The organism is Streptomyces composti (genome assembly GCF_012034205.1).
GTDB classification, from domain to species: Bacteria; Actinomycetota; Actinomycetes; order Streptomycetales; family Streptomycetaceae; genus Streptomyces; species Streptomyces composti.
In genome coordinates this window covers 100,722-123,309 of sequence record NZ_JAATEM010000012.1, presented here as the reverse complement: position 1 = coordinate 123,309, position 22,588 = coordinate 100,722, and the positions used below count along the sequence as shown (strand labels likewise).

Here is a 22,588-nt window from a genome sequence, read left to right as displayed (position 1 = left end):
ACCACCGCCACACCCTCTGCGCCACGGCGCGCCGTAGGGTGAGACACATGAACGATCGCATGGTGTGGATCGACTGCGAGATGACCGGCCTCTCGCTGTCGGACGACGCGCTCATCGAGGTGGCCGCCCTCGTCACCGACTCCGAGCTGAACGTGCTCGGGGAGGGCGTGGACATCGTCATCCGTCCGCCGGAGCGGGCACTGGAGACGATGCCGGAGGTGGTGCGTCAGATGCACACCGCGTCCGGGCTGCTCGCCGAGCTGGAGAGCGGCACGACACTCGAGGACGCCGAGCAGCGGGTCCTCGCGTATGTGAAGGAGCACGTCAAGGAGCCGGGCAAGGCCCCGCTGTGCGGAAACTCGGTCGGTACCGACCGCGGGTTCCTGCTGCGCGACATGCCCACCCTGGAGGACTACCTCCACTACCGCATCGTCGACGTCTCGTCGATCAAGGAGCTGGCGCGCCGCTGGTACCCGCGGGCCTACTTCAACAGCCCCGAGAAGAACGGCAACCACCGCGCCCTCGCGGACATCCGGGAGTCCATCGCGGAGCTGCGCTACTACCGCGAGGCCATCTTCGTGCCGCAGCCGGGGCCCGATTCCGACACCGCGAAGAAGATCGCCGCCAAGTACGTTCTGCCTGCCCAGTAGGCAGAACGGGGGGCAGACGGAGGGCCTGGAGGGGGCGCCGCCGAAGTCGTGCGCGAGCACCCCTTCGGACCCTGTACACTTTTTCTCGGCCGGTCAGGGAGAACGACTTCTTCCCAGTACCGGTCGTGGTGGGTGTAGCTCAGCTGGTAGAGCACCTGGTTGTGGTCCAGGATGTCGCGGGTTCAAGTCCCGTCACTCACCCTGATCGCCGAAGGGCCGACCCGTGAAATCGGGTCGGCCCTTCGGCGTTGTCCCGTCCTGCGGCGCTCCGGACGCGGAGCACCACCGGCTCAGGACGACGACCGCTCCACCAGCTCCGTCGGCAGCACCACATGGCGTCGCTCCAGGCCACGGGAGACCGCCGGGCGGCGGTCGGCTATCTCGGTGAGCAGCAGGTCGATCATGCTGCGGCCCATCTCCTCGATGGGCTGGCGCACGCTGGTCAGCTGCGGGTCCATGTGGCGGGCGATGGCCGAGTCGTCGTAGCCGACCAGCGCCACGTCGCCCGGGATGGTCCGGCCCGCCTCGCGCAGGGCGTGCCGGGCGCCGGCCGCGGTGACGTCGGAGGCGGCGAAGACCGCGTCCAGGCCGGGCCGGCGTTCGAGCAGCGCGGCCATCGCGCGGCGGCCGCCCTCCTCGGTGAAGTCGCCCGGCTCGATGAGGAGTTCGTCGACCTCGTGGCCGGCCTCGCGCAGCGCGTCGCGGTAGCCGTCGATACGGCGCTGGGCGCCGTAGACGTCCAGGCGGCCGGTGATGTGGGCGATGCTGCGCCGGCCGCGGCCGAGCAGATGCTCCACGGCCTGCCGGGCACCGCCGTAGTTGTCGGAGTCGACCGAGGTGAGCGACTCGTCGGCGGATCTCGGGCCGCTGATCACCGCCGGGATGTCCAGCCGGTCGAGCATGTCGGGCAGCGGGTCGTCGGCGTGCACGGAGACGAGCAGCACCCCGTCCACCCGGTGGGCGGCCAGGTACTGGGCGAGCCGCTGCCGCTTGCGGTCGCTGCCGGCGAAGGTCAGCAGCAGCTGCATCTCGGTGTCGGACAGCGCCGCGCCGACGCCGCGCAGCATGTCCGAGAAGTACGGCTCGGCGAAGAACCGGGTCTCCGGCTCGGGGACCACCAGGGCGATCGCGTCGGTGCGGTTGGCGGCCAGGGCGCGGGCCGCGGTGTTGGGGACGTAGCCGAGTTCGGCGACGGCGGCCTCCACGGCGGCACGGGTGGCCTCGCTGACCCGGGGCGAGCCGTTGATCACGCGGGAGACCGTGCCGCGGCCGACGCCGGCGCGCGCCGCCACCTCTTCGAGGGTGGGCCGGCCACCGCTGCGGCCCCGCGCTCCGTGGCCTGCCATCGAAGCCCCGCCTTCCGTCGTAGGTCACCGGCTGGAATGTAACAGCCCTGCGTACTGCCGTGACCGGGACGGCGGCCGGGGCCGCCGGTCCCCGGCGCCTTCGGGCCACCCGGCTCGGCCGAGTTAACAGCCCGATAACTGAACGCGATTCGCTCCGTCTGCTCCCTTGACACCCCCGGCCGGAGCCGCGACTCTTCAACACATCACTTGTGGGAGCGCTCCCACAGTACCTGACACATACACATCCCGCACGTTCCCCGCCCGAGCCGCAGCGAGCACACTACGGGCCCGACAATGCCGTTGGCCGGGGGGTCGGCACGTCAGGGCAACAGGAGGACCGCAATGCGAGCACGTACCCTCCCCCAGTCTCGATCGCGCTCGAAATGGGGGAAGCCCTTCGCGCGCAAGGCGCTGGCCGTCGCGGCCGTGGTGTCGCTGGGCACGGGGCTGCTGGCCGGCTGTGCCGACGACGGCGGTGACGACGGTTCCGGCTCCTCGTCCGGCGGCGAGGGCAAGACCACCATCACCCTGGGTCTGTTCGGCGCCTTCGGCTACAAGGAGGCCGGCCTCTACGACGAGTACGAGAAGCTCAATCCGCACATCAAGATCGCCGAGAATGTCGTCGAGCGGAACGAGAACTACTACCCGGCGCTGCTGAACCACCTCACCACCAACAGCGGCCTGCACGACATCCAGGCCGTCGAGGTCGGCAACATCACCGAGATCGTGAACACCCAGGCCGCCAAGCTCGAGGACCTGTCCAAGGTGCAGGGCGTGAAGAAGAGCGACTGGCTGGACTGGAAGTGGCAGCAGGCCACCACCAAGGACGGCCAGACCATCGGCCTCGGCACCGACATCGGCCCGATGGCGATCTGCTACCGCAAGGACATGTTCGAGAAGGCGGGGCTGCCCACCGACCGCGAGGAGGTCGGCAAGCTGTGGGCCGGCGACTGGGCCAAGCTGATCGAGGTCGGTGAGGACTACCAGAAGAAGGCCCCCAAGGGCACCACCTTCATGGACTCCCCCGGCGGTCTGATCAGCGCGATCCTCAGCAGCGAGAAGGAGCGCTTCTACAACTCCTCCGGCGAGATCATCTACAAGACCAACCCCGCCGTGAAGCGGGCCTTCGACCTGACCGCCGAGGCCGCCGAGAAGGGTCTCGTCGGCGCCCAGACGCAGTTCCAGCCGTCGTGGGACCAGACGATCGCCAACAACAAGTTCGCCGCGATCGCCTGCCCGCCGTGGATGCTCGGCTACATCAAGGGCAAGTCGAAGGCGGACGCCGCCGGCAAGTGGGACGTGGCCCTGGCTCCCAAGTCCGGCAACTGGGGCGGCTCCTTCCTGACCGTGCCCAAGAGCGGCAAGAACGTCGAGGAGGCCAAGAAGCTCGCCGCCTGGCTGACCGCGCCCGAGCAGCAGGCCAAGCTGTTCGCCGTGCAGGGCAGCTTCCCGAGCTCGCCTCCCGCCTACTCCATGCCCGAGGTCACCGACGCCAAGAACGACATGACGGGTGACGCGCCCATCGGCAAGATCTTCGCCGAGGCGGCCAAGCAGATCCCGCTCCAGGTCATCGGCCCGAAGGACCAGATCATCGGACAGGGTCTGGCGGACAACGGCGTCATCCTGGTCACCAAGGGCAAGTCGCCGGAGGAGGCCTGGGAGACGGCCACCAAGACCATCGACAACAACCTGGACAAGTGAGCCGCATGGCCACCCGCCACGACACCGCCGCGCCCCCCGCCAAGGGGGGCGCGGCCCCGGGCCGCCCACCCGGTACGACGAAGACCGAGGGTCCCATGGACAAGGACGAGCGCCGCCGGGCCCGGCAGTCCCGCCGCTGGCAGCGGGACGTCCGCTGGAGCCCGTATGCCTTCGTCTCCCCGTTCTTCCTGCTGTTCCTGGCCTTCGGCCTGTTCCCGCTGATCTACACGGGCTGGGCCTCGCTGCACCAGGTGGAGCTGACCGCGCCCACCGAGATGAACTGGGTGGGGCTGCGCAACTACACCCGGATCTTCGACGACGACTTCTTCTGGAACGCGGCGCAGAACACCCTGACCATCGGTCTGATCTCCACCGTGCCGCAGCTGCTGATGGCCCTGGGCATCGCGCACATCCTCAACTACAAGCTGCGCGCCTCGACCTTCTACCGGGTCGTGATGCTGGCCCCCTACGCCACCTCGATCGCCGCCGCCTCCCTGGTCTTCGTGCTGCTCTTCGGCCGCGACTACGGCATGATCAACTGGGGCCTGGGCCTCATCGGCATCGACGCGGTGGACTGGCAGGGCGACAAGTGGCCCTCGCAGATCGCCGTCTCGACCATCATCATCTGGCGCTGGACCGGTTACAACGCGCTGATCTACCTGGCCGCGATGCAGGCGATCCCGCAGGATCTGTATGAGTCGGCGGCGCTGGACGGCGCCAACCGCTGGCAGCAGTTCCTGCATGTGACGCTGCCGTCGCTGCGCCCCACGATCCTGTTCACCGTGGTCGTGTCCACCATCGGTGCCAGCCAGGTCTTCGGCGAACCGCTGCTGTTCGACGCCAACAAGGGCGCCTCCGGCGGCGCCGAGCACCAGTTCCAGACCCTGGGCCTGTACCTGTACGAGCAGGGCTGGGTGAACCAGCATCTGGGCCGTGCCTCGGCGATCGCCTGGACGATGTTCGCGATCCTGATCGTCATCGGCATCGTCAACTACGTCATCTCGCGCCGGCTGCGCGCCAGTAGTTAAGGAGTTCCGGCCGTGACGACGACGGACACACCCCCCTCCGCCCCGACCCCCGCCAAGGAGCAGAAGCAGTCCCGCCTGCCCAAGGCGGCGCGGGCCGGCGGCACGCTGCACGGCGGCCCGATCGCCTACGCGATCCTGGTCGTGTTCACCATCCTGTCGCTGTTCCCGCTGGTGTGGACGGCGATCGCCGCCTCCCGGGACAACCAGCGCCTGGCCCAGACGCCGCCGCCGTTCTGGTTCGGCTCCAACCTCTTCAAGAACCTGGAGATCGCCTGGACGGACGCCAACCTCGGGGAGGCGTTCCTCAACACCACGATCGTGGCGGGCATCTCGGCGACGACCATCGTGGTGCTGTCCACCATCGCCGGGTTCGCCTTCGCCAAACTGCGCTTCAGAGGCCGCAACGCGATGATGCTGCTCGTGATCGGCACGATGATGGTGCCGCCGCAGCTGAGCGTCATCCCGCTGTACATGATGGTGGCCAAGCTGGACTGGACCGACCAGCTGCAGGCGGTCATCTTCCCGTCGCTGGTGAGCGCGTTCGGCGTGTTCTTCATGCGGCAGTACCTGCTCCAGGCCCTGCCGGACGAGATCATCGAGGCGGCGCGGGTCGACGGTGCGAGCAGCTGGCGCGTGGTGTGGCACGTGGTGTTCCCGGCGGCCCGTCCCGCCATGGCCGTGCTGGGCATGCTGATGTTCGTGCAGGCCTGGAACGACTTCCTGTGGCCGTTCCTGGTGCTGACCCAGAGCGGCAACCCCACCGTGCAGGTCGCGGTCGCGGGCCTGGGCCGCGGCTACACCCCTGACCAGTCCCTGATCATGGCCGGTGCCCTGCTGGGCACGCTGCCGCTGCTGCTGGTCTTCGCGATCTTCGGCAAGCAGATCGTGGGCGGCATCATGCAGGGTGCGGTGAAGGGCTGAGGCCCCCGCCGCGCAGGCTGCCGCCCCGTCGCGTCCCCGCGGGCCGGGTCACCGCCGCCTCGGCCCTTCCCTCTCCCCTCCATTCATCTGCCGGTCTTCCACGACCATCAATGGGAGCGCTTCCATGTCTGACTCCGCCACGTCGGCGACCCCGGCGACCTTTCCCGACTCCTTCCTCTGGGGCGCCGCGACCTCCGCGTACCAGATCGAGGGGGCGGTGCGGGAGGACGGACGGACCCCGTCCATCTGGGACACCTTCAGCCACACGCCGGGCAAGACCGCCGGCGGCGACACCGGTGACATCGCGGTCGACCACTACCACCGCTACCGCGAGGACGTGGCGCTGATGGCGGAGCTGGGCCTGACCGCCTACCGCTTCTCCGTCTCCTGGTCCCGGGTCCAGCCCACCGGCCGGGGCCCGGCCGTCCAGCGCGGCCTGGACTTCTACCGGCGGCTGGTGGACGAGCTGCTGGAGCACGGCATCAAGCCGGCCGTCACCCTCTACCACTGGGACCTGCCGCAGGAGCTGGAGGACGCGGGCGGCTGGCCGGAGCGCGACACCGCGCACCGCTTCGCCGAGTACGCGCAGCTGGTCGGCGAGGCGCTCGGCGACCGGGTGCAGCAGTGGATCACGCTCAACGAGCCCTGGTGCAGCGCCTTCCTGGGCTACGCCTCCGGGGTGCATGCCCCCGGCCGCACCGATCACCTGGCCTCGCTGCGGGCCGCCCACCATCTGAACCTGGCGCACGGGCTGGGCGCCGCCGCCCTGCGCTCGGTGATGCCGGCCCGCAACTCGGTCGCCATCGCCCTCAACTCCTCGGCGGTACGGCCCCTCTCACCGGACAGCGCCGCGGACCTGGCGGCGGTGCGCAAGATCGACGACCTGGCCAACGGGATCTTCCACGGCCCGATCCTGCACGGCGCCTACCCCGAGACCCTGCTGGAGTCGACCTCCGCGATCACCGACTGGTCCTTCCTCCAGGACGGCGACCTGGACGCGATCCACCAGCCGCTGGACGCGCTGGGCCTCAACTACTACACGCCCACCCTGGTGTCGGCGGCCGAGCCCGGCGCCGAGGTGCCGCGGGCCGACGGCCACGGGGCGAGCGAGCAGTCGCCGTGGCCCGGCGCGGACGACGTGGCCTTCCACCAGCTGCCCGGCGAGCGCACCGAGATGGGCTGGTCCGTCGACCCGACCGGCCTCTACGAGCTGATCATGCGCTACACCCGTGAGGCCCCGGGCCTGCCGCTGTACATCACCGAGAACGGCGCGGCCTACGACGACAAGCCCGACGCCGACGGCCGGGTGCACGACCCGGAGCGCATCGCCTATCTGCACGGCCACCTCACCGAGGTCCGCCGGGCCATCGCCGACGGCGCCGATGTGCGGGGCTACTACCTGTGGTCCCTGCTGGACAACTTCGAGTGGGCGTACGGCTACGAGAAGCGTTTCGGCGCGGTCTACGTCGACTACGCCTCCCTGGAGCGCACGCCCAAGTCCAGCGCCCTGTGGTACGGCCGGGCGGCCAGGTCGGGCACGCTGCCCGAGCCGGAGCGGATCTGAGCCGCTCAGCACCAGGACGGGGGGCGGGGCGCGGCACCCTAGGGGAGTGCCGCGCCCCGGCTTTCCGTTCACGGGGGCCGCGGTCGCGCTGCCGCCGGGGCGCGTGAAACCGCGCGGACGCCCCGGCCGGGGCTGGGGGGTTGACCGGCCGGGGCGTCGCGCTCCCCGTTTTCTCAGTGGCTCCTGCTCTGCTCAGGTGCTTTTCTCAGGTGCTCTTCTCAGCGGCCCGTGCGGCTCAGTGCCGCGCCCTTCTCACTGGTAGGCCGCGAACTCCTTGCTGAAGGCGAAGGGCTGCTGGTCGATGGAGCTGCAGGTGGCGTCGGCGGACGGCTTCGGGCCGCCGGGGCAGGCCTTGTCGCGGGTGCCGGACCACATCGACAGCCAGCCGATCCCCTTGGACTTGGCGAAGTCCACCAGCTGGGTGGCGTCGTCGACCTTGAAGATCTCGGTGACCACGTCGTTCACGCCGATCATCGGGGTGACGGCCACCTTCTTCCAGGCCTCGCCGTCGCTCAGCCCGAGGACGCCCTTGATCTGGGCCTGGGTGGCGGTGGCGGCCTGCTCGGCGTAGGTGCCCATGTCGTCGCTGAACGCGGGGCCGTAGTCCATCGCCATGATGTTGACGGCGTCGATCCGCACGCCGTTCTTCTTGGCGTCCTCGAGCAGGTTGACGCCGTCCTGGGTCAGGCCCTGCGGCATCACCGGCAGGGTGAAGGAGACGTCCAGGTCGGGGTGGTCCTGCTGCAGCTTGGCGATCGCCTGGGCGCGGCGGGTGTTGGCCGCGGCGTCGGGCAGCGCGCCGCCCTCGACGTCGAAGTCGACCTTGGTGAGGTCGAAGGCGTCGACGACCTTCTCGTAGGCGGCCGTGAGGGCGTCCACCGAGGTGCAGGTGGTGCCGAGTTCGGAGCCGGCCGCGCCGCCGAAGGACACCCGGACGTCGCCGCCCTTGGCGCGCAGCTCACCGATCTGCCCGGCCACCGGGTTGCTGCCCAGGTCGCCGGTGCCGCCCCACTTGGGGGTGCAGCCGCCGCCGTCGGTGATGAAGGCGAGGTTGTAGTGCTTGACGCCGGTCGCCTCGGCGGCGGCGAGCAGGTCGAAGGCGGGCTGCAAGGAGGTGTCGACGTAGGGGGCGAACCCGGCCGACGCCTTGGTGCCGTTGCCGGGGTCCGCGGTGGGCTCCGGCTCCTCGGTCTCGGAGGGCTTCTCGGTGGGCGTGGGCGACGGGGTGGAGGCGGGGGTCTCGGTGGGACGGCCGCTGGGCTCCGGTGCAGGACTGCTGTCCGAGGAGCAGCCGGCGCCGTCGATCGTGCAAGCGGTGGGGCTGGCCGTCCCGCTGACGACGAAGCCGACGGTGACGGACTCGCCGGGGGCGAGTCCGTCGGTGTCCCACTTGGGCGGAGTGACGGTGACGCGCTGCCCGTCCACCTTCGACTCGCCGTTCCACAGCGAGCTGAGCTTGCTGCCGGCCGGCAGCTCGAACTCCAGCTTCCAGTCCGTGTCCGGCTCGTCGCTGTCGTTCTTCACCACATACTGGGCGGTGTAGCCGGTGGACCACTCGCTCGTCTTCGTGAACACGGCACCGACACCGGCCGCCGAGGCGGTGCTGGTGAACACGAGCGCGCCACCGCCGGCCACGGCTGCGGCGACCACTGCTCCGATCGCCTTGTTCCTGCCACTGATCCTGCGCCGGTGGGTGCTCATCGCGTGCCTGCCTTCGCTGCTGGTCATGGGGGGATTCGAGGCGCCCGGTGAGGGGGTGGGCGCGGCAGCACGCTAGCGAGCGGGATTCGGACAAATGACCTGATCCGGCCGCCGGTCGAGAGTCTTAGGGTGCGCTTAAGGAAGGGATCGGGGACGGTTAAAGGTCGAGACCAATCGGCGGGAGAGCGATGTCCCGGGCCGCCTGCGCCGGACCGTCCCGCGGTGGCCGCGCCGGCCAGGTGTCCGCCGGCGTCCGTCGAGCTGGATCCACACGCGCACCTCGGTCCCGCCGAGCACCGAGTGGCCGATCCGCACGTCGCCGCCGGTCGACTCGGCGAGCCGGCGCACGATGTCCAGGCCGAGCCCGGTCGAGCCGTCGCTGCCCGAGCCCTGACCGCGGGCCATCGCCGCCTCCGGGTCGGGTATGCCGGGGCCGGCGTCGGAGACCAGCACGATCACCGCGTCCTCGCCGTTGTGCACGTCGACCGCGAAGGCGGTGCCCTCGGGGGTGTGCCGGAAGACGTTGCCGAGCAGCGCGTCCAGGGCGGCGGCCAGGTCGGCGCGGGCCACGGGGATGCGCACCGGCCGGTCCGCCCCGGCGACCCGCCACTTGCGGCCCTCGTCCTCGGCGAGCGCGGACCAGAACGCCATCCGCTCACGGACCACTTCGGCGGCGTCACAGCCGGCGCCGGGCCCCGCGGCGGCCGTCTGGGGCTTGGCCTCGCGGGCGGTACGGATGATGGTGTCGACCTCCCGCTCCAGCTGCTCGACCGCGGCCCGGGTCTGCTCGGCCGCGGGACCGTCGCCGAGCGAGGCGGCGTTGAGCCGCAGCACGGTCAGCGGGGTGCGCAGCCGGTGGGAGAGGTCGGCCGCCAGCTCCCGCTCGTTGGCGAGGAGCTGGACCACCTGGTCGGCCATGGAGTTGAACGCCACGGCGGCCAGGCGCAGTTCGGTGGGCCCCTCCTCGGGGACCCGCGCCCCGAGCTTGCCCTCCCCCAGCTCGTGCGCCCCCTCCACAAGCCGCTGCGCCGGGCGCACCATCCGCACGCCGAGCCGGTCGGCCACCGCCACCGAGCCCAGGATCAGCGCGACCCCCACCCCCGCGAGCACCGCCCAGGCGGTGCCGACCCCGGCGGTCACCTCGGACTCGGGGACGTACACCTCGACCACGGCGATCTCACCGGTGCTCAGCGCGACCGGCTGCAGCAGCGCGGAGCCGCCCTCCACCGCGGCGGTGGAGGCGCGGCCCACCTTGCGCACCGCCGCGACGTCCCCTGCCGCGGCGCGGCCTCGCCCGATGTCGGAGGCCCGCTCGCCGTCGGCGGCCGGCAGGTGCACGGCCAGTTCGCCGCCGGCCGAGGCGACGACCCGTTCGAGCTGGTCGCGGTCGGTGGTGATGGACAGCGCCGGGGCGAGCGCGGCGGCCTCCCGCTCGGCGTTGGAGAACGCCCGGTCCCGGGCGAGTTCGCGGATGACCAGGCCGAGCGGCACCGCGAAGGCGAGCACCACCATCGCGGTGACCGCCAGCGACACCTTCACCAGGGCCCATCTCATCGCATCTGCTCCGCCCCCGGTGCCGCCTCGGCGGGCGGCTCCAGCTTGACGCCGACGCCGCGCAGGGTGTGCAGATAGCGCGGCCGGGCGGCGGTCTCGCCGAGCTTCCGACGCAGCCAGGACAGATGGACGTCGATGGTCTGGTCGTCGCCGTAGGACTGCTGCCAGACCTCGGCGAGCAGCTCCTTGCGCGGCACCACCACTCCGGGCCGGGCGGCGAGGAAGGCCAGCAGGTCGAACTCACGTCTGGTCAGATCCAGGCGCACGCCGTCCAGTTCGGCCTGGCGGCGCAGCGGGTCGACGGTCAGACCGCCGACCTGCAGCACGGGGGACGGCGCCGCCTCGGCCCCGCCGGACCGGGCGCGGCGCAGCACGGCGGCCATCCGGGCCGAGAGATGCTCCACGGAGAAGGGCTTGGTCAGATAGTCGTCCGCACCGGCGTTCAGCAGCCGCACGATCTCCGTCTCGTCGTCCCGGGCGGTGGCCACGATCACCGGCACGTCCGTGATCCCGCGCAGCATCTTCAGGGCCTCGGAGCCGTCCAGATCGGGCAGTCCGAGGTCCAGAACGACCACGTCGAAGCGGAAATGGGCGACCTCGCGCAGCGCCTCCAGCGCCGTGCCGACGCTGCGCACGGTGTACGAGGCCTCGGTGAGGTGCCGGATCAGCGCCGAACGTACGAACTGGTCGTCCTCGACCACGAGAACACTTGCCATGGGCGGCACCGTACGCCATACGGGCGACCCCGGCGGCGGGCTGTGGACAACTCCGGCGGCGGCCTCGCGAAGCGCGTCCCGTCTTGCCCGGATCTTGTCCCGGACCGGCCCCGGTCCTGTCCCGGACCGCGACACGAGTGCGGCGGGTGAGGCAGTATGGGCCGACGATGCGCAGAGGACTCGTACACGTACTGGCCTGGCTGCTCGCCACCGGCGCGGCGGTCACGCTGTCGTGGTGGGGTGTCCACACGGTGATGGCGGCCACCGCCTACACCCCGCCCCGCGCCCTGTCCGTCTCTGCGGCCGACTCCGCGACGCAGGAGTCCAGGCCGGTGTCGTCCTCCACGCGGCGCCCGACCGGCGCCGGGGGCGCGGAGGAGACCGGGAAGGCCGGCGAGAGCGGCGGGGACGCCAAGGGCTCGGCGACCCGGCCTGCCTCCCCCGGCGGGAAGTCCTCCTCCCCGTCCGCGTCGGCCCGGGACCGGACACAGACGCCCGCCCCGACCGCCTCCGGCCAGGTGAAGAGCTACGACACCAAGGGCGGCCGGGCGGTGTTCGACCTCGGCGAGACCTCGGCGACGCTGGTGTCGGCGACGCCGGGCGCGGGCTGGTCGATGCAGGTGTGGAAGACGGAGACCTGGATCCGGGTGGAGTTCAGCTCGGGCGCGGACCGGGTGTCGGTGTTCTGCACCTGGCACGACGGCCCGCCGCGCGTGGAGATCGGGACGTACTGAGCCGAAGCGCCGCACGCCCCCGCGCAGTTCGGCCGCGCGGTCGTCCAGGCCCTTGGCCGCTCGGTCGAGAACGGACGGGCCGCTCGGCTGCTCCGTCGCTCGGCCGCTCAGGGGCTCAGGCGCTCTGCCGCTCTGCCGCTCTGTCGCTCTGCCGCTCGGCCGCTCTGTCGCTCTGCCGCTCAGCGGCAGACGGTCAGCCGCTCAGCGGAAGACGGACGGCGGAGGCGCCGGCGAGGCGACCGCCGCGAGGTCGGTCACCGGCGCGGCCCCGCCGGTGAAGTCGCGCAGCTCCCTGCCGTGCTGGACCCGCGCGGGATGCGGGTCGGAGGCGGATCTGCGGGTCAGCTCGGCGACCGGCAGGGGCGCGTCGGAGGCGACCAGCACCGCGTTGCCGAAGCGCTTGCCGCGCAGCACGGCCGGGTCGGCGATCAGGGCGAGTCCGGCGAACCGGGCGGCTGCGGTCGCGATCTGGCCGCGCAGGTACGGCAGCGGCGGGCCGTCGGCGATGTTGGCCGTGTAGATCCCGCCGGGGGCGAGCGCCCGGCGCACCTCGTCGAGGAACTCGGTCGAGGTCAGATGGGCCGGGGTGCGTGCCCCGCTGAACACGTCGCCGATGATCAGGTCCGCCCACCCGTCGGGCACCTTGGCGAGCCCTTCGCGGGCGTCCGCCGACCGCACCCGGATGCGGTCCCTGGGCGGCAACGGCAGTCTGCTGCGGACGAGTTCCACCAGCGGTGCGTCCCGCTCGACGACCTGCTGGGTGGAGCGGGGCCGGGTCGCGGCGAGGTACCGGGCGAGGGTGAACGCGCCCCCGCCGAGATGCACCGCCCGCACGGGCCGGCCGGCCGGGGCGCACAGGTCGATGACATGCCCGATCCGCCGCTGGTACTCGAAGGAGAGGTACTCGGGATCGTCGAGGTCGACGTACGACTGCGGGGCCCCGTCGATCAGCAGGGTCCACCCGCGGGCCCGGTCCCGGTCGGGCACCAGCTGGGCGAGCCCGCCGTCCACCTGGACGGCGACGTCCTCGCCCTCGCTCTGCCGCCGCTTCCTGGCCTTTCCCATGCCCGCATTGTCGCAAGCGGCGCGCTCACCCGCCGCAGGGGCGGTCACGGGCGGGCGGCCTCAGCCGCTCACTGACAGCTGTCGGCCGCGTCGATCAGGCGCTGTGCCTCGCCGAGCGCCTCCCGCAGCACCGCGGGGTCCGTGGCCAACTCCGCCTCACCGGGCGGCAGCAGCCACTCCCCGGCCCCCGCGGCCGCCGGTTCCGTCTCGGTGCAGACGCTGCCCGGCACGTCCCATCCGGCGGCCGTTCCCGGCGGCACCAGGAAGGCGAGCGTGTCGCCGCCGTCGTCGTGCAGCACGGGACCCACCGCCTCGTCGCCGGCCCCCCTGCGCAGGATGTCCACCGCCTCCAGGCCCTGCCGGGCCGGCACCGTCACCACATCGCACGCGGCAACCGGCGCGCCCACGGAATCCGCCGAACCCGCCGAACCTGCCGCACTGGTCACCATCTCGGCCTCCACACAAACTCCGCGCACGGAACCCTGCACAGGGTTCAACGCGGCGGGGCGTCAACGGCTACGCCGGAAGTGCGCCGCAAAGGATGGCACTTCATGGCAGATCACGGATGAGATATCCGGTTTGTAGCCAAACCCCGCGTGGCGGCTCCGTCACAGCAGGTACGTTCTTGCCCGCCGGAAACAGGGCGTCTCATGGACAAACCGCCCGCGAGTCACCCCGTCTCCGGCATGGTTCGACGGTTCGCAGAGAGGACCCGGCCATGGCGTCGTCAACGGTGCCCTCGCCCCAGCCAGCCCAGCCGCACCGGCCACCCCGGCCGAATCTCGTCTTCCGGCAGCTGCGCGGATCGCGCTCCCCTGCCGAGTTCGCCGCGGCGGTCCGCCGGGCCGCCCGCGAGATCGGCGAGCGGGTCAGCTGTGACGCGCGGTACGTGCACCGGGTGGAGACGGGCGAGATCCGCTGTCCCAACTACGCCTACGAACGGGTCTTCCTGCACATGTTCCCCGGCCGCACGCTCACCGACCTGGGCTTTCTGCCCCGCTCGGAGGTACGCGGGCGCCGGGCGCGGTACGACGGGGCCACGCCCCCGGCCGGCACCGCGGACCCGGCGGACGCGACGAGTGAGACCAGCGGGGCGTACGAGCCGTATGACACGTATGACGCGTCGGACCCGTACGACACGCACGACAACGAGGAGAGCGACGTGCTGCGTCGCGCATTCATGACCGGCGGCGGTGCCACGGTGGCCGCCGCCTCACTGGGCCCGCTGGCGTTCGCCGCGGACGCCTCGGCGGCACAGCGCACGGTGCGCCGCGCCGGGGCGGGCGACGCGCGCGCCCTGGAGGAAGCGGTGCGCCGGATCCGGCTGCTCGACGACCGGCACGGGGCCGACGGGCTCTACCGGCGGGCGGCCGCCCCGCTGCGCGCCGCCTACGCCCTGCTGGACGCGGGCACCACCCGGCAGCGCACGGCGGACCGCCTGTACTCGGGCGCGGGTGAACTGGCGATCTCGGTGGGCTGGCTGGCGCACGACTCCGGCCGCTTCGACGACGCGCGCTCGCACTACGCGGAGGCCCTGGCGACCGCGCGGATGGCGGGCGACGCGGGCCTGGAGGCGCACGCCTTCTGCAACACGGCGTTCCTGGCGCGGGACGCGGGCCGGCCGCGGGAGGCGGTGCGGGCGGCGCAGGCCGCGCAGCGGGTCGCCCGCCCGCTGGGCTCGGCCCGGCTGATGTCGCTGCTCGCGCTGCGGGAGGCGGGCGGCTGGGCGGGGCTCGCCGACCGGGCGGGCTGCGAGCAGGCGCTGGCCCGGGCCCAGGCGTACTTCGACCGCGGCCCGAGCGACGCTGACCCGGAGTGGATGACCTTCTACGGCGAGGCCGAGCTGGAGGGCCTCGAGGCGCAGTGCTGGTCGACGCTGGGCGACTGGCCGCGCGCCGCCCGGCACGCCCGCCGGGCGGCCGAGCTGCAGGACCCGCACTTCACCCGCAACATCGCGCTCTACACGGCGGAGCTGGCCGACGACCTGGCCCGGGGCGGACGCCCCGACGAGGCGGCGGTCGCGGGGATGCGGGTGCTGGACCTGCTGACGGACGTGCAGTCGTCCCGTATCCAGACGATGCTGGCGGGCACCGCCCGCGTGCTGCTGCCGCACCGCCGCACCTCGGGCGTCTCGGCCTTCCTGGACCGCCACGCCTCGCTGTCCGCGCCGCGCTCCCGCTCGCTGTCCGCGTAGCCCGCCCGCGGTCTCCCCGGGTTCCGCCGGCCTCCCGCGCGCTCCCCGTCGCACTCCCGCCGGGTCCCACCCTCTCGCCACCACCGGATGTACGCCCGCGTATGTCCGTATATGCCCGAGCATGCCTGCGTGTCGTGCGGGGGCGCGGCGAGGGGCGGGACCCCACGGGACGAAACTCACAGGCATGACCTCCCCGCGATCGCGCACCCTGTTCCGGAGCAACCCCGAGGGCGATCTCAGCGTCTCTCAGGGCCGAGGGCGCCCGCGCCAGGCGTCCGCCACACCGTAGAGTGGCTGACCGCCGACAGGCCGCGTCGCACGAAGAGGAACGGGGAGGGCGGTCGGATGCCGCACAGCGAGAAACCGGGCACCGAGGGAGCCCCGGCGACCCGGCTGCGCTGGTGGACCGAGCTGCCGCTGATCGTCCTGGTGTACGCCTGCTACTCGGCGGGCCGGCTGATCGTACGGGGCGACGTCGCGGACGCCGTGGACCACGGTCTGGCGATCCTGCGCATGGAGAAGGCGCTCCACCTCAACGCCGAGCACCCGCTGAACCGCCTCTTCACCAACGAGCCCTGGATCGGCATACCCGCCGACTTCTGGTACGCCTCCCTGCACTACCTGGTCACGCCGGCGATCCTGGTCTGGCTCTTCCGCTGCCGCTCCGTGCGCTACCGCGCCGAGCGCACCTGGCTGATGACCTCGACGTTCATCGGCCTGATCGGCTTCACCCTGCTGCCCACCTGCCCGCCGCGGCTGCTCGACGCAAGTCACGGCTTCGTGGACACCATGGCCCAGTTCAGCTCCTGGGGCTGGTGGGGCGGCGAGGCGAGCGCGCCGCGCGGCCTGGGCGGCATGACCAACCAGTACGCGGCCATGCCGAGCCTGCACGTCGGCTGGGCGCTGTGGTGCGGCGTGATGCTGTGGAGGTACAGCAGCAGCCGCTGGGCCCGGACCGCCGCCGTGGTCTACCCGCTGGTGACGACGATCGTGGTGATGGGCACCGCCAACCACTACTTCCTCGACGCGGCCGCCGGTGCCGCCGTGATGGGCGCCGGTCTGCTGCTCACCCCGTTCGCCCTGCGCACCGCGGACCGGGTCAAGGCGCGGCTGCGGACCGGCACCGCGGCCGTTCCCGCGGCGGGCTCCGCCTCCGGTGCGGCGGTGGGTTCACCCTCCGGGGCGGTGGCCGCCTCGTCCGCCGCCGCGGACACGTCCGGTGCGGGTTCTCCGATTGTCAGTGCCGGATGCCAGACTTCCGCGGGTGAGCGAATTCCACGGCAGCGAGCGTCACGGTTCGAGTCAGGAGCCGAGCAGCCGGGTGCCTCCCCCTCGGACGCGGGAGAAGGCGCTGCGGCACCGGCTCGCTGAGCTGCGCGGCCCCGAGGTCCAGGCCAAGGCGCTGGACGCGCGGGCCCTGGCCGCCCTCGCCGCCAACCCGGGCTGCCGGCGCCGCGCCATTCTCGACGGCGCCGGGGTGGACAAGGCGAGGCTGGCGAGCGCGCTGGGCGCCCCGTCCGTCTTCGGCCAGTCGCAGTTCGCCTTCGTGCGGGGCAACGCCTTCGAGGCGAAGGTCAAGGCCGACGGCGGCACGGAGCTGCTGCGGCTGGCGCACGAGAAGCTGGACCGCTCGGCCGAGCCGCCGGCCGGCGCGAGCGTGCCCGACCTGACCGCGCAGGGCCCCGAGGGCCGCGCCGCGCGCACCGCCCTCGCCCTGCGCGAGGCCACCGGGGCGAGCGGCACCTGGACGCTGCTGGACCATCCGATGCTCGCCCTGGACGTGGCGGGCTCGCCCGCCTTCCTGGAGCCGGACGCGGTGATCGTGCACCCCGACGGCAGCTGGTCGGTGGTGGAGATCAAGTCGTTCCCGATGCTGGACGGCTCCGCCGATCCGGCCAAGGTCGGCGCCGCGGCCCGGCAGGCGGCGGTGTACGTGCTGGCGCTCGAGGAGGTGGCGGCGCGGCTCGGCCCTCCCGCCCGGGTGCGCCACCGCATCCTGCTGGTCTGCCCCAAGGACTTCTCCAACCTGCCCACCGCCTCCGCCGTGGACGTCCGCAAGCAGCGCGCGGTGACCGCACGGCAGCTGACCCGCCTCACCCGCATCCAGGAGATCGCCGACGCGCTCCCCGAGGACGTCTGCTTCTCGCCCGAGCTGCCCGCCGAGCAGCTGGCGGCGGCCGTGGAGTCGGTCCCCGCGACGTACGCGCCGGAGTGCCTGTCCTCCTGTGAGCTGGCCTTCCACTGCCGGGAGCGGTCCCGCGAGGCCGGGGCGGTGACCTGCCTGGGCCGCCCGGTCCGCGCCGAGCTGGGCGGTCTGTCGACGGTCGGCGAGGTGCTGGCGGCGGCCCGCGGCGAGGCCGGCGACCCCGAGGACCCGGCGGTGGCGGCGCTGCGCCGGGCCGCCGCCCTGCGCGCGGAGGCGCTGGCGGCGCGGGAGGTGGCCGGGTGTCGCTGATCACCACCCTGGCCCGGCTCGAGGCGGTCAGCAGGGACCGGGCGCAGCCCGCCGCGACCGTGCGGCACCGGCATCTGTCGGACCGTCCGCTGGTGTTCGTGCCGCTCACCACCGCCGGTGAGGCGGGAGCCCCGCTCGGCGCGCTGGTCGGCACCGACCGGGACGCGCCGAGGCTGCTCGTGGTGCCCCAGCCACGCGACCGGGACCTGCGGTTCGCGTTCCTCGCCGAACTGGCCGACGTGGTGCTGCCGTACGTCGACTCCTACGGAGAGGCGGTGGAGGCCGCCGAGCGCACCGAGACCGACCCGGAGACCGGCAAACGCGTCAAGGTCGAGGTCGAGCTGTGCGCGGACGCGCCCCAGCTGATCGTGCCGAGCCGGGCCGGTGTCGAGCTGGTGCGCCTGCTGGGCCGTTCGATGCGCTTCCGGCGCACGGCCGAGGAGGACCCGCAGGCCCCCTTCCCGGCGCCGCCGCGGGTGCCGCTGCTCGGACGGTGGCTGACCCACTTCGGGGAACGGGCGCGGGTGCCCGGGTCCTCGCTGCTGCTGGCGATGACCGATGTGCTGTCCCGGCACTGGGCGACCGGCCAGTCCAGCCTGGAGGACCAGCACCTGGGCGCGCTGCTGGCGTGGATCGACCCGCCCGAGGGGCGCGGCGGCGCGGAGGCGGCCCGGGAGCGGGAGCTGGCGCGGGACGCCGACGGCCAGCTGCTGTACCCGCCCGCGGGACCGGCCACCGACCCGGCGTTCGACAACAAGCTGCTCGCCCCCGCCATCGAGGCCTACGACCGGGCGCGTTCCGCGCTCGCCGCGGCCGAGGACGGCGTCGAGGCCGATGCCCGTCTCGGCGAGCTCACCGCCGCCGAGCGGCGCGTCCGCGACCTGGTGGAGAGCCGCACGCTGCCGACCTGGCGGGCGGTGTGGCAGGGCCTCGACCTGCTGCGGGAGCTGCCCGAGGGCGCGCATGTGGCCGAGCGCTGGACCCGGGACCGCTGGTCGTACACCGGCCACCGGGAGCGGGTGCTGGCCGGTGAGCCGCCGCAGCCGCGCCGGGACGACCCGGTGACCGCGGCCACCAAGCTCGCGACCCGGGAGCGGGAGCAGGCCCGTCTCGAGGCCCAGGAGGCGCTGGACGATCCGCTGGTGATGGCGGCCCGCCGGCTCTCGGGGGAGGCCTTTGCGGGCGAGGTCACCGACGTGGTGATGACCTGGACCGAGAGCAGACGCCCCAGCCCCCGCCCGCTGGTGACCGTCCGCACGGACGACCGTCCGCATCTGGCCGAGGGCGCGCGGGTGTACCGCTCGTCGAACGGCAAGCCGCAGACGGCGGAGCTGGTGGCGCGCGAGGAGGACGGCGGGGTGCTGGTGCTGCGCGTGCTGGACCGGATGGGCCGCGGCCGCGAGCCCGAGCCGGGGTCGGTGCCGGAGAAGGGCGAGCGGCTCTGCTTCACGCTCTTCGAGCACGAACCGCGTGGCGGCGCCAAGCTCCCCGACCCGGAGGAGACGCCCTGGACGCACGGCGGCCCGCCCGGTGAGGAACCGGCGGCCGAGCCCGCCGACCCGGTGACGGAGGAGGACATCCTGTGACCGCTGAGGTCATGAGCGACGTGGCCGACCCGGGCGCCGCCGCCGCGCTCGCCACCGAGGCGATCCTGCACGACACGCTCCACGGCTCCGCGCGCGGTGTGGTCGTCGACTCCCCGCCCGGCGCCGGCAAGTCCACCCTGGTGGTGCGCGCCGCACTGGAACTGGCCGCGGCGGGCCGCCCGCTGATGGTGGTGGCGCAGACCAACGCGCAGGTGGACGACCTGGTGCTGCGGCTCGCGGAGAAGAACCCGGACCTGCCGGTGGGCCGCCTGCACAGCAGCGACTCGGACCCCTACGACAAGGCGCTCGACGAGCTGGCGAACGTCCGCACCTCGGCGAAGGCGGCGGACCTGGCCGGCCTGGACGTGGTGCTGTCCACGGCGGCGAAGTGGGCGCACGTCAAGGGCGTCGAGCCCTGGCGGCACGCGATCGTCGACGAGGCGTACCAGATGCGCTCGGACGCGCTGCTCGCCGTGGCGGGGCTGTTCGAGCGGGCGCTGTTCGTCGGCGACCCGGGCCAGCTGGACCCGTTCTCGATCGTCGGCAGCGAGCAGTGGGCGGGCCTGTCCTACGACCCGTCGGCCTCCGCCGTCACCACGCTGCTGGCGCACAACCCCGGCCTGCCGCAGCACCGGCTGCCGGTCTCCTGGCGGCTTCCGGCCTCGGCGGCCCCGCTGGTGTCCGACGCGTTCTACCCGTACACGCCGTTCCGCAGCGGCACCGGCCCCGGCGACCGCCGGCTCGCCTTCGCCGTCCCGTCCGACGGTTCGGCCCCCGACCGGGTGATCGACGAGGCCGCGGCCACCGGCTGGGGTCTGCTGCAGCTGCCCGCCGCCCACACCCCGCGCACCGACCCGGAGGCGGTCGGGGCGGTGGCCGCGGTGGTCCGCCGGCTGCTCGACCGCGAGGGAGCGGCCGTCTCCGAACGCTTCCCGGACGCCGCCCCGTTGACCGCCGACCGCATCGCCGTCGGCACCGCCCACCGCGACCAGGCGGCAGCGGTGCGCGCGGCGCTGGCCCGTCTTGGCGTCACCGAGGTCACCGTCGACACGGCGAACCGGCTCCAGGGCCGCGAGTACGACGTCACGGTCGTCCTGCACCCGCTGTCGGGCCGCCCCGACGCCACCGCCTTCCACCTGGAGACCGGCCGCCTGTGCGTGCTGGCCTCCCGCCACCGGCACGCCTGCATCGTGGTCTGCCGTGACGGGGTCACCGACCTCCTCGACGACTACCCGTCCACCGAACCGGTCCAGCTCGGCACCGTGGTGAAGTTCCCGGACGGCTGGGAGGCCAACCACGCGGTCCTGGCCCACCTCTCCGCCCACCGTGTGACCTGGACGCCGTAGCTCCCGTCCGGCGGCCCGGATCCCACGACCAAAGCCGCACCCCCGTAGACCATCGGCCGATGCCCCGGCCGGCCGCCCCGGCGCACACTCACCAGGCCGGACGTCACACCCACGGGGACACGAGTGAACCTGCACAAGAAGCCGCTGACCGCGACCCGCGAGGAAACCGTCCTCGCGGAGTCACCCCTGATCGTCGTCGTCGCCTGCACCCTGCTCGGCGCGGCCCTCGGCGGCCTCCTCCCCCTCCTCGCCGGACTGCTCCTGAACTCAAGTGGGCCCCGTTCAAGGGCCCCGCCGAGCTGCTCACCTCCGTCCCGGAGCCCTGCCTCACCCTCGGCGCGGTCGGCCTCGGCACCCTGCTCGGCCTGCTGCTCGCCTTCCTCGCCCTCCACGAGTCCCTGTCCGTCCGCATCACCGACGACCTGCTCGTCCTCACCGTCCGCGACACCGCGCACGAGATCCCGCGCCAGGACGTCGCCTCCGCACACCGCGACGGCAAACAGCTCGTCCTCCTCGCCCACGACGGCACCGAACTGGCCCGCGAGGACAGCGACCTGCCCTGGAACCGTCTCTCCACCGCCCTCACCGCCCACGGCTACCGCTGGGCCCCGCAGGATCCGCACCGCGACGCGTGGCGCCGCTGGGTCCCCGGCACCCCCGGCCTGCCCGCCGGCGCCGACGCCCTGCTCAAGGCCCGCGCCGGCGCCCGCAGGCGCGACGACGCCGACGAGGCCCGCGAACTCCGCGAGGAACTCCGGCGCCTCGGCGTGACCGTCCGCGACGAGAAGAACCGCCAGTACTGGCGATCGACCGTCCCGCAGTCCTGAGTCAGCCGGCACACCCGTGGTGCAAAATATGACAAGTTGAGGCCAAACCGACCATCTGCTACAAGAGAGCGACCTCACACAGCAGATGCACACTTCGGGGGACCCATGCCCGCCTCTCCGCCTCCGGCGACGCCACCCGGCGAGGAGACTCCGTTATGGAAGCGGATCAACAAGTCGCTGGCCGTCATCGGCGGTGCCGCCGCCCTGGCCGGGATCGTGTTCGGGGCGGTCACGCTCCACCAGCAGGAGCGCAGCACTGACGCCGCCGTCGAGTCCGAGGACCGCGAGCGGCAGAAGGACGAGGAGGAGAAGAACAAGGAGGCCGGCCCCCCTGTCGAACAGGCCATCGGCGCCCCGGCCTTCTACGGAAGCCGCTTCGCCTTCCCCGACCGGACCACGTCCCTGGACGCGGGGGGCCAGTCCGCGTACGGGACACCGGAGTACGCGGACTGGTTCCGCAGGAATCACGCACGCCCCGTGGGCGTCGACGCGCACCGGGTGACGCTGTCACCCCTCCACAAGGGGACCGTGGTGATCCAGAGCATGCGCATCACGGACCGCACGTGTCGTCCGACGCGATACACGGGGACTGCTGTGGTGCCGCCCCCCATCGGGGACGGCGGCGAGGACGTCACGCCCACAACGGTCGCGTTCGACCTGACGGAGAGGACCCCCGTGCCCAGGGCTCTCGAACGTCCGGATCCGTCGAGGTCCACCGGCGTGGAGACATGGCAGCTGGCGGGCAACGCGTTCTCGAAGGCCGTCTACCTGGACGGCGGGGAGGAAAGAGACGCGCGCACCTTTGATCTCTATTTCTTCACCGGCGGCCATGACTGCGAGTTCAAGGTCGAAGCGAACATCACCAGCGGTTCGAAGGACGCCTGGTACCCCCTGAAGATCGGCGACAAGGGCACCGTCGAGATCGCCGGTCAGACCGATCGCTACGAGTCCGTCGTGATGCCGCGGCACGTCGACTACTGGGACCCCGTGCAGCACGAACTCCGCGGTCCGGGAAACCCGTTCGACACGGTGAAGGTGGACAAGGAGAGCCGCTGATCCGCGGCCGCCGCACAGGCCCGGCCATCCGCGACTCGCGGGAATCCGGGCCCGGACACCCCGCACGGAATAACCGGAGACCGTCTCCTGTTAGGGCTCAGCGCGGTACCGCACCGCACGGTCGAGCACGGCCCAGTACGACAG

Annotated in this window: 19 protein-coding genes and 1 tRNA gene; 14 read left to right on the top strand and 6 right to left on the bottom strand. The window is 72.7% G+C overall.

Annotated features, from left to right (window positions below; genetic code table 11):
* Positions 1-47: 47 nt before the first annotated feature.
* Both orn and HCJ93_RS11990 read left to right on the top strand, forming a co-directional pair.
* Positions 48-650 (top strand): oligoribonuclease, encoded by a 603-nt coding sequence (gene orn / locus HCJ93_RS11995; protein ID WP_167994039.1) that lies wholly within the window; start codon positions 48-50, stop codon positions 648-650.
* A gap of 128 nt (positions 651-778) precedes the next feature.
* Positions 779-851, top strand: a tRNA-His gene (locus tag HCJ93_RS11990).
* Between the two features lie 89 nt (positions 852-940).
* Here the strand turns inward: HCJ93_RS11990 and HCJ93_RS11985 are convergent.
* Positions 941-1,996, bottom strand: coding sequence for a LacI family DNA-binding transcriptional regulator (locus tag HCJ93_RS11985; protein ID WP_167994037.1), 1,056 nt, complete (start codon positions 1,994-1,996; stop codon positions 941-943).
* Positions 1,997-2,338: 342 nt separating this feature from the next.
* On the opposite strand from HCJ93_RS11985, the gene HCJ93_RS11980 reads away from it, so the two are divergent.
* The 4 genes from HCJ93_RS11980 (at position 2,339) to HCJ93_RS11965 (ending at position 7,210) form a co-directional block, all read left to right on the top strand.
* Positions 2,339-3,697 carry an ABC transporter substrate-binding protein gene (locus HCJ93_RS11980; RefSeq protein WP_167994035.1) on the top strand — a complete coding sequence of 453 codons (1,359 nt, stop codon included), beginning with the start codon at positions 2,339-2,341 and terminating at the stop codon, positions 3,695-3,697.
* 5 nt (positions 3,698-3,702) lie between these two features.
* Complete coding sequence (locus tag HCJ93_RS11975) at positions 3,703-4,725, top strand: carbohydrate ABC transporter permease (protein ID WP_167994150.1); 1,023 nt, start codon at positions 3,703-3,705, stop codon at positions 4,723-4,725.
* A 12-nt stretch (positions 4,726-4,737) separates the two neighbouring features.
* Complete coding sequence (locus HCJ93_RS11970; RefSeq protein ID WP_167994033.1) at positions 4,738-5,646, top strand: carbohydrate ABC transporter permease; 909 nt, start codon at positions 4,738-4,740, stop codon at positions 5,644-5,646.
* 124 nt (positions 5,647-5,770) lie between these two features.
* On the top strand, positions 5,771-7,210 hold the full coding sequence (locus HCJ93_RS11965; protein WP_167994031.1) for a GH1 family beta-glucosidase: 1,440 nt from the start codon (positions 5,771-5,773) through the stop codon (positions 7,208-7,210).
* Positions 7,211-7,462: 252 nt separating this feature from the next.
* Here the strand turns inward: HCJ93_RS11965 and HCJ93_RS11960 are convergent, their stop codons facing one another.
* The 3 genes from HCJ93_RS11960 to HCJ93_RS11950 form a co-directional block, all read right to left on the bottom strand.
* A complete protein-coding gene (locus tag HCJ93_RS11960) occupies positions 7,463-8,911 on the bottom strand; it encodes a cellulose binding domain-containing protein (protein ID WP_167994148.1) in 1,449 nt (482 codons plus the stop codon).
* 135 nt (positions 8,912-9,046) lie between these two features.
* Positions 9,047-10,465 (bottom strand): sensor histidine kinase, encoded by a 1,419-nt coding sequence (locus HCJ93_RS11955; protein ID WP_167994029.1) that lies wholly within the window; start codon positions 10,463-10,465, stop codon positions 9,047-9,049.
* Positions 10,462-11,181 carry a response regulator transcription factor gene (locus HCJ93_RS11950; protein ID WP_206317270.1) on the bottom strand — a complete coding sequence of 240 codons (720 nt, stop codon included), beginning with the start codon at positions 11,179-11,181 and terminating at the stop codon, positions 10,462-10,464. The genes HCJ93_RS11955 and HCJ93_RS11950 overlap by 4 nt, the downstream gene beginning before the upstream one ends.
* Before the next feature lie 167 nt (positions 11,182-11,348).
* On the opposite strand from HCJ93_RS11950, the gene HCJ93_RS11945 reads away from it, so the two are divergent.
* Entirely contained in the window at positions 11,349-11,915 is a 567-nt protein-coding gene (locus HCJ93_RS11945) for a hypothetical protein (protein ID WP_167994027.1), read from the top strand.
* A 201-nt stretch (positions 11,916-12,116) separates the two neighbouring features.
* Here the strand turns inward: HCJ93_RS11945 and HCJ93_RS11940 are convergent, their stop codons facing one another.
* Positions 12,117-12,980: a spermidine synthase gene (locus HCJ93_RS11940; RefSeq protein ID WP_167994025.1), complete on the bottom strand. Its 864-nt coding sequence runs from the start codon at positions 12,978-12,980 to the stop codon at positions 12,117-12,119.
* A gap of 68 nt (positions 12,981-13,048) precedes the next feature.
* Entirely contained in the window at positions 13,049-13,429 is a 381-nt protein-coding gene (locus tag HCJ93_RS11935) for a hypothetical protein (RefSeq protein WP_167994023.1), read from the bottom strand.
* Positions 13,430-13,698: 269 nt separating this feature from the next.
* Between HCJ93_RS11935 and HCJ93_RS11930 the strand changes: the two genes are divergently transcribed.
* The 7 genes from HCJ93_RS11930 to HCJ93_RS11900 all read left to right on the top strand — a co-directional run bounded on the left by HCJ93_RS11930 (position 13,699) and on the right by HCJ93_RS11900 (position 22,444).
* Positions 13,699-15,174 carry an NsdA family TPR-like regulatory protein gene (locus tag HCJ93_RS11930; protein ID WP_167994021.1) on the top strand — a complete coding sequence of 492 codons (1,476 nt, stop codon included), beginning with the start codon at positions 13,699-13,701 and terminating at the stop codon, positions 15,172-15,174.
* A 345-nt stretch (positions 15,175-15,519) separates the two neighbouring features.
* On the top strand, positions 15,520-16,545 hold the full coding sequence (locus HCJ93_RS11925; protein WP_167994019.1) for a phosphatase PAP2 family protein: 1,026 nt from the start codon (positions 15,520-15,522) through the stop codon (positions 16,543-16,545).
* Positions 16,496-17,629 carry a hypothetical protein gene (locus HCJ93_RS11920; RefSeq protein WP_167994017.1) on the top strand — a complete coding sequence of 378 codons (1,134 nt, stop codon included), beginning with the start codon at positions 16,496-16,498 and terminating at the stop codon, positions 17,627-17,629. The genes HCJ93_RS11925 and HCJ93_RS11920 overlap by 50 nt, the downstream gene beginning before the upstream one ends.
* Positions 17,620-19,215: an amino acid adenylation domain-containing protein gene (locus HCJ93_RS11915; RefSeq protein ID WP_167994015.1), complete on the top strand. Its 1,596-nt coding sequence runs from the start codon at positions 17,620-17,622 to the stop codon at positions 19,213-19,215. Before HCJ93_RS11920 ends, HCJ93_RS11915 begins: the two co-directional genes overlap by 10 nt.
* A gap of 11 nt (positions 19,216-19,226) precedes the next feature.
* Entirely contained in the window at positions 19,227-20,561 is a 1,335-nt protein-coding gene (locus HCJ93_RS11910; protein ID WP_167994144.1) for an AAA family ATPase, read from the top strand.
* A gap of 59 nt (positions 20,562-20,620) precedes the next feature.
* Positions 20,621-21,388, top strand: a complete 768-nt coding sequence (locus tag HCJ93_RS11905; RefSeq protein WP_240967562.1) for a YqeB family protein — start codon at positions 20,621-20,623, stop codon at positions 21,386-21,388.
* A 105-nt stretch (positions 21,389-21,493) separates the two neighbouring features.
* Positions 21,494-22,444 carry a hypothetical protein gene (locus HCJ93_RS11900; protein ID WP_167994013.1) on the top strand — a complete coding sequence of 317 codons (951 nt, stop codon included), beginning with the start codon at positions 21,494-21,496 and terminating at the stop codon, positions 22,442-22,444.
* The last annotated feature ends 144 nt before the right edge of the window (positions 22,445-22,588 follow it).

What these genes read in the sequence shown, in the direction of transcription:
- orn (WP_167994039.1), top strand. Translation starts at nt 48, where the DNA reads ATGAACGATCGCATGGTGTGGATCGACTGCGAGATGACCGGCCTCTCG.
- HCJ93_RS11950 (WP_206317270.1), bottom strand. Translation starts at nt 11,181, where the DNA reads ATGGCAAGTGTTCTCGTGGTCGAGGACGACCAGTTCGTACGTTCGGCG.
- HCJ93_RS11925 (WP_167994019.1), top strand. Translation starts at nt 15,520, where the DNA reads ATGCCGCACAGCGAGAAACCGGGCACCGAGGGAGCCCCGGCGACCCGG.
- HCJ93_RS11985 (WP_167994037.1), bottom strand. Translation starts at nt 1,996, where the DNA reads ATGGCAGGCCACGGAGCGCGGGGCCGCAGCGGTGGCCGGCCCACCCTC.
- HCJ93_RS11940 (WP_167994025.1), bottom strand. Translation starts at nt 12,980, where the DNA reads ATGGGAAAGGCCAGGAAGCGGCGGCAGAGCGAGGGCGAGGACGTCGCC.
- HCJ93_RS11975 (WP_167994150.1), top strand. Translation starts at nt 3,703, where the DNA reads ATGGCCACCCGCCACGACACCGCCGCGCCCCCCGCCAAGGGGGGCGCG.
- HCJ93_RS11965 (WP_167994031.1), top strand. Translation starts at nt 5,771, where the DNA reads ATGTCTGACTCCGCCACGTCGGCGACCCCGGCGACCTTTCCCGACTCC.
- HCJ93_RS11960 (WP_167994148.1), bottom strand. Translation starts at nt 8,911, where the DNA reads ATGAGCACCCACCGGCGCAGGATCAGTGGCAGGAACAAGGCGATCGGA.
- HCJ93_RS11980 (WP_167994035.1), top strand. Translation starts at nt 2,339, where the DNA reads ATGCGAGCACGTACCCTCCCCCAGTCTCGATCGCGCTCGAAATGGGGG.
- HCJ93_RS11900 (WP_167994013.1), top strand. Translation starts at nt 21,494, where the DNA reads ATGCCCGCCTCTCCGCCTCCGGCGACGCCACCCGGCGAGGAGACTCCG.
- HCJ93_RS11905 (WP_240967562.1), top strand. Translation starts at nt 20,621, where the DNA reads ATGCCCCGGCCGGCCGCCCCGGCGCACACTCACCAGGCCGGACGTCAC.
- HCJ93_RS11930 (WP_167994021.1), top strand. Translation starts at nt 13,699, where the DNA reads ATGGCGTCGTCAACGGTGCCCTCGCCCCAGCCAGCCCAGCCGCACCGG.
- HCJ93_RS11910 (WP_167994144.1), top strand. Translation starts at nt 19,227, where the DNA reads ATGAGCGACGTGGCCGACCCGGGCGCCGCCGCCGCGCTCGCCACCGAG.
- HCJ93_RS11955 (WP_167994029.1), bottom strand. Translation starts at nt 10,465, where the DNA reads ATGAGATGGGCCCTGGTGAAGGTGTCGCTGGCGGTCACCGCGATGGTG.
- HCJ93_RS11945 (WP_167994027.1), top strand. Translation starts at nt 11,349, where the DNA reads ATGCGCAGAGGACTCGTACACGTACTGGCCTGGCTGCTCGCCACCGGC.
- HCJ93_RS11935 (WP_167994023.1), bottom strand. Translation starts at nt 13,429, where the DNA reads ATGGTGACCAGTGCGGCAGGTTCGGCGGGTTCGGCGGATTCCGTGGGC.